The 2,300-nt window shown below is 33.0% G+C and carries 1 protein-coding gene; it reads left to right on the top strand.

The genetic code is table 11. The features are described from left to right. The first annotated feature begins 582 nt into the window (after nt 1–582). Nucleotides 583–1,338 carry a rod shape-determining protein MreC gene (gene mreC, locus AC3DU7_RS31545; protein ID WP_488043174.1) on the top strand — a complete coding sequence of 252 codons (756 nt, stop codon included), beginning with the start codon at nt 583–585 and terminating at the stop codon, nt 1,336–1,338. Nucleotides 1,339–2,300 lie beyond the last annotated feature (962 nt).

The following is a 2,300-nucleotide window of genomic DNA, read 5'->3' as shown; positions in this document are numbered from 1 at the left end:
AGGTTAATTATTTGTATTTCTTAGTTTTGTCTTTATTTATAACTCCTAATTTTTGTGGCTACTATATTTGAGTATCTATTGAAAAGCGTTCTGATGATAATAACCTATGAATATATTATTTTACAGAACTTTTGAGAACTGTGAGGTACAAATTTAATATCTGTTTCCTATTCCTATTTCTCTAAAATTCTGTATTTTTCAAATTAGTAAATTAGTAAATCTCGAAATTCAGTAAAAAGATTAATTACTAATAACTCATGGTTAATTGCCATTTCAATAATCAAATCTTAGCTAGTTAAGGTTTGCTGATTAACTATCAAAGCATTGACAGATAAAAGCAAGTGCCTTTTTGGAGCAAAAAAAATGCAAGGCTTTCGGTTGTTCAGAAGCTCATTAATGTTAAGCATTTTGTGCAGAAAAATCAGGGGACAATTGCTTCCGACTACCTTCTCAAGACTCTGAATTTAGGCAGAAGTACTGATAACTGATAACTGAAATGAATCCTTATACAGAAGTTTCTGTTTTGAATACAAATTAGTAGTAATAAAATTTAAAGTAGTAGGAAATTTTCAGGTTTTACCAATGCAAATATTGCGCCGTCGAAGTTTAAAAATAATGAGAAAAGCTGCGTTATTAATTTTAGCAGTAAGTGCAGCTTTTTGGGTTAGACAAACTCAAGGTTCTTTACTTTTTGAAATTTATCATTGGGTGAGTTTACCATTTCAACCTAGTCCTGTTCAACAAGAAATATTAGTTAATGCTCGTATAGAAGAACTAGAAATTCAATTACAAGAATTAGAGAAACAAAATGATACTCTCAAGCAACTTTTGAATTATACAAAAACTAAAAAAACAGAAGGAATAGTAGCTCCAGTAGTAGGTAGAAGTGCAGATTATTGGTGGGAAAAAGTCACTTTAGGAAGAGGTAGTAAAGATGGTATTCAAAAAGATTTTATTGTCATGGGAACTGGTGGTGTAGTAGGTAGAATAACCAGCGTTACACCCCATACTAGCCAGGTATTATTAGTGAGTGACCCTACCAGTAAAGTTGGCGCAGGAATTATTCGCAGTCGTCAGATGGGTTTTATGAAGGGTCAGGGTGGCGATCTGGCTGTCTTAGAATTTTTTAACGATCTTCCTGATGTTAAGGTTGGTGATGTTGTATCTACTTCTGCTTATAGTCAATTATTCCCGGCAGGTTTGGCTATCGGAAAAGTTGAATCTATTAATTTGAGTAATAGTCCTGCTCCACAAGCTCAGGTTAAATTATCAGCACCACTTAATACTTTGGAATGGGTAACTGTTTATCAAAATAAACAGGGTGAAATAGACAAGTAATTCTTTTTGATGTTTATGTTTCTTTGTTATTTCTTAGGAGTTAATACCCCTAACCCAATCTACCCCTGCCCCTCCCAGGAAGGAACTAGGAGGGGAAATTAGGAGACAGAGGAATGGCTTTAATACCAGTTTTTAGGTCTAAATTCTCTTTATTCTCTTGGTGTGTTACCAAATACGCTGTGAGACAACGCGGGGTTGCACAGCTTTGTCAAAGGGACATCTCCTACAGATATCTTTATAATCGCACTTATTATTCGTAACATTCTTTTTTCATGCATGGTGCTATTGTCTGTCTTGAATAAACATGAAAAGCTTTTGATTATTATATTCATTACTCAAGAAAATCTGTACTATTTTAATTGTGCAAAAAATATCGAGAAATTAAGAAATAGGAATAAAGTTTTTCAATGTTTTATAAAAAATCATAAAACAGGTATAACTCAAATCTTGTAAAAATCTAAACATGAATAATTTGCACAGCTTTATTTTATATCCTATTTTTATTGATTTTAAATCAAGGCAATTTGTATGTGAAAAATACTCTCTTTAGATAATTATATGTTACCTAAAAAAATCAACTTTATCATAGACCAGGAAAACTCTTTATAGATACTTTTTATAGTAAGTATATAGTATGAATTACCGAAAAATTGTGGTATCAAAGCATAGCCTTTTAAGGGGATAAAAGCGGTCGTTAGTGGAGCGGCTCTGTCAAGAGCAGGTCTCCGTTCCCTCCGGGACGCTTTCCTTGCGGAATGCTATCGCAAACGCGTTAGCGGAGCTTTGCGCTAGCAAACGCCACATCCAATCAACCAAGAGAAAGAGAATATTTCAAATTTAAAGCATTATTACTACAAAGGTACTGATAACTGATAACTGATAACTGATAACTGATAACTGATAACTAATAACTGATAACTGATAACTGAAATTACCAAATCCACAAAACTAAAAAAATCCGT

Source organism: Okeania sp. (assembly GCF_983059655.1).
Note: the sequence above shows the minus strand (reverse complement) of the source record. Positions and strands in the feature narration are given on the sequence as shown.

Coding starts and splice junctions, on each gene's coding strand:
- mreC (WP_488043174.1), top strand. CDS start 583: ATGCAAATATTGCGCCGTCGAAGTTTAAAAATAATGAGAAAAGCTGCG.